3 protein-coding genes and 1 pseudogene are annotated in these 3071 nt (G+C 44.0%); 1 reads left to right on the top strand and 3 read right to left on the bottom strand.

Annotated elements, in window-relative coordinates:
• Positions 1–136 precede the first annotated feature (136 nt).
• Together NWP21_RS10735 and NWP21_RS10730 are read right to left on the bottom strand one after the other, a co-directional pair.
• Positions 137–718 (bottom strand): annotated as a pseudogene (locus tag NWP21_RS10735) (DUF4336 domain-containing protein); the annotation flags it as partial.
• A complete protein-coding gene (locus NWP21_RS10730; protein ID WP_280792686.1) occupies positions 719–1507 on the bottom strand; it encodes a tryptophan-rich sensory protein in 789 nt (262 codons plus the stop codon).
• A 154-nt stretch (positions 1508–1661) separates the two neighbouring features.
• On the opposite strand from NWP21_RS10730, the gene NWP21_RS10725 reads away from it, so the two are divergent.
• Positions 1662–2336 carry a dienelactone hydrolase family protein gene (locus NWP21_RS10725; RefSeq protein ID WP_280792685.1) on the top strand — a complete coding sequence of 225 codons (675 nt, stop codon included), beginning with the start codon at positions 1662–1664 and terminating at the stop codon, positions 2334–2336.
• Positions 2337–2457: 121 nt separating this feature from the next.
• Here NWP21_RS10725 and rpsU read toward each other — a convergent pair whose 3' ends face one another.
• Positions 2458–2646 (bottom strand): 30S ribosomal protein S21, encoded by a 189-nt coding sequence (gene rpsU / locus NWP21_RS10720; protein WP_017803988.1) that lies wholly within the window; start codon positions 2644–2646, stop codon positions 2458–2460.
• Positions 2647–3071 lie beyond the last annotated feature (425 nt).

Raw genomic sequence — 3071 nt, 5'->3', positions numbered from 1 at the left:
AGCTTTTATAAAGTTCACATGAAGTAATTTATGTAATATTGAATGTGGCTAAAGCCACTCAATCGCTTTAATGCGACTAAAGTCGCTATCGACTTATCCCCATGTCTGAAGCCAGGGGCTTGCGTCTCGTTTGTTGGTCAGTGAGAAGTAGGGTGTGCGATCGCTTGTGAAAAAATGCCACTTCTACAAATGAACCGCGTCCCAAGTTGATATCTAGTACCTGATAATCGAACTCATCAGCAAAAGGACTGTGACTACTATCTTCTGGGAGTACCTGAGTCCGTTCGGGGGGAAAACCTAGCCAACTCAGGGGTAAATTGATGGGGAAACTCCATTGATGGGGAGCAACAAAAACCTGTGCTTGGGGGAAGCGGCGAGCAAAAGGACCGACAAAAACCTTATGTTCTAGACCGGAGCTAGTGGGGAGAATAATGTATTTAACATCGCCGTGTTGTGTGACTAAGTTGTTAACGAGGCGGACACATTCAGGAGTGGGAGCCACTGGGGCGTAAACCAGAAGCCCACCCTGTGCTAGTTTAACCACAGTCATCCGAATCGGCACAACAGTGTAGAGAATGCCTTGAAGCTGATCGAATGTCCAGATAGTATCTTTGACTATTTCTGAGCAAATTGTCCGCCGTTTACCGTAGGGATATAGAGGTACAGCGGGCCAGAAGTGCCATGACCAATCTCGGTGATGAGTACTGGGTTGTTCCATTTATGTGCGTGGACGTTGAGGTTTTACACTGTTAATTGTGATTATTGCCACTAAGACGATGGCGAAAATTAGTGCCAGGTTTCTCAGTAAAGAATTTTGCCACTGCTTGATTGCGATCGCCACCAATGCCCAAACTGTGACTCCTGTATAGGCAAAGTCTCGGTGTTGGGTGAGAATGAGGGCGGCAACAGTAAAAGCCACTAATAACATCATAGCAGTCCATATTTCAGGAGAAATCCCCCAGCCTTGCCAACGGTGAAAATACAAAGCAGAGGCTACATTAACAATAGTTGCTACACTAATCCAGCCCAGATAAATACTGATAGGGATGTGAACACACCACCTCTTGCTTTGAGAAACAGATTTTTTGCCAATGCCTAAGCGCAAATAGATAGCAATGAGTGGTATGAGAATTAAGAGTATGGCGATCGCAGACAGGGTAAAGAGTTGGGAGAGGAAAAGATATACCCAGATAATTTGAGCCGCAGAGGCAATCACCAACAAGTACCCGCTTTTGCGTAAATCTTCATCATACCTGTGGTTAGGGAGAAATTGATAAATTCCGAAAGTGAATAAACCTAGATAAATCAGTCCCCAAATAGCAAAAGCATAGTTAGCGGGGATAATCAGGACATTAGCGAAGAAAGTATTAGAAATTTCTCCTATAGTCAATCCCCGGAGCGGATAAATATTAGATACTACGTTGACGACAAAACCGGCAATAATGGCGCTCAAAGTCGCAACTTGCCTGATCAAATCCCCATCATTTCCAGATGTAGAATTCTGCATAAGAGAATCATAAGATTTATGTCCTGGTCTACTTTTATTTTACCGCTTTATGGACTAGGGGTTGATTTTGACAAACTGCCTCATAGCAGAAGTATAAAATACCAAAAAAATATCAAATATAAATAGGCAACAAACCATCAAAGGAGGTTTGTCAGTGGATAACACATTTACACAGAACCAACATTTAGTATCAGTGGCGGCAGGTGAAGTAAACTTAGAGGGGAATTTGGTGATTCCTGATGGAGCCACAGGTATAGTAGTATTTGCTCATGGTAGTGGTAGCAGTCGCCATAGTCCCCGTAATCGATATGTTGCTGGGGTTTTACAACAGGCTGGACTAGGAACGCTGCTAATTGACTTACTAACTCATGAAGAGGAAAAAATTGACCTGATAACCAGACATTTGCGCTTTGATATTGAATTATTGGCACGGAGATTAGTGGATACCACAGACTGGCTAACACAGTACCCACAAACCCATCACCTGCAAATAGGTTACTTTGGAGCGAGTACAGGGGGCGGTGCGGCTCTGGTAGCTGCGGCCAAACGCCCTGAGTCTGTGAAAGCTGTAGTTTCTCGTGGTGGGAGACCTGATTTAGCCGGTTCGGCGTTACCTGATGTCCAAGCACCAACATTGCTGATTGTTGGTGGATACGATACCCCAGTGATCGAGATGAATCAGGATGCACTGGAACAATTACGTATACAAAAGCAGTTAGAAATTATTCCCAGAGCCTCCCATTTGTTTGAAGAACCGGGGACATTGGCAGCAGTAGCACAGTTGGCGAGTGAGTGGTTTACCCGTTACCTGACACCGGAAAGCTCATAAGCAAAGCCCTCAGATAGTCTCTGGGGGCTTTGATGGAAAAGAATATTGTCCCACCCTTTGCTGGGTAGGACTGGCTATCTATTCCCATGCTATAGGCGGATGGGAACCTCGGCAAAAGAGGTTAATTGCGGAAACGTCTCTTACTTTGCCTGTGTTTGGCAATTTCTTTGCGCTTGCGTTTTTCCAGAGGGGTTTCAAAGTGACGATGCTTCCTCATATCTGGAAAAATACCTGCTTTAGACACTTCTCGCTTAAACCGACGTAAAGCTGACTCGATAGCTTCATTTTCACCCACTATGATTTGGGTCATTATCTCTCCTAATAAGTTGATTTAATTGATCGTTCGACAGTCGTAACGAATTCAGTTACCTAGAGTATACAAAAAACAGACCTTTGTGATTCAAAGCTGAGTAAGGTTTATGGGAGCCGCTAACCTATCGGCGGTTCTGTAAAACCTAGCCAAAGCTATACAATTGCGGCAGAAGCTGACCAAAACCAGAGTAAATCTGTTGCCTGAGCAGTTCAAAACCATATATCATCTTCGGTGTTTAGTCACTGTTTTAAGGTGGTCTTAGTATGACTACTAAGGGGTTTGTGCAACTTTTAAGCTAATCAAAGCGATTAAACTAGATTAACTACGGCATCCGTCAATTCTGACTTGTCAGAAAGCACGATAGAATCATGGGTCACGGTAAAGGCAGTTGCTTGCAAAGCACGCAATAAAATATTGCGTGC

The sequence above is a fragment of the Anabaenopsis sp. FSS-46 genome, from assembly GCF_029891665.1.
GTDB lineage: Bacteria > Cyanobacteriota > Cyanobacteriia > Cyanobacteriales > Nostocaceae > Anabaenopsis > Anabaenopsis arnoldii.
This window is presented reverse-complemented; position numbering and strand designations above follow the sequence as displayed.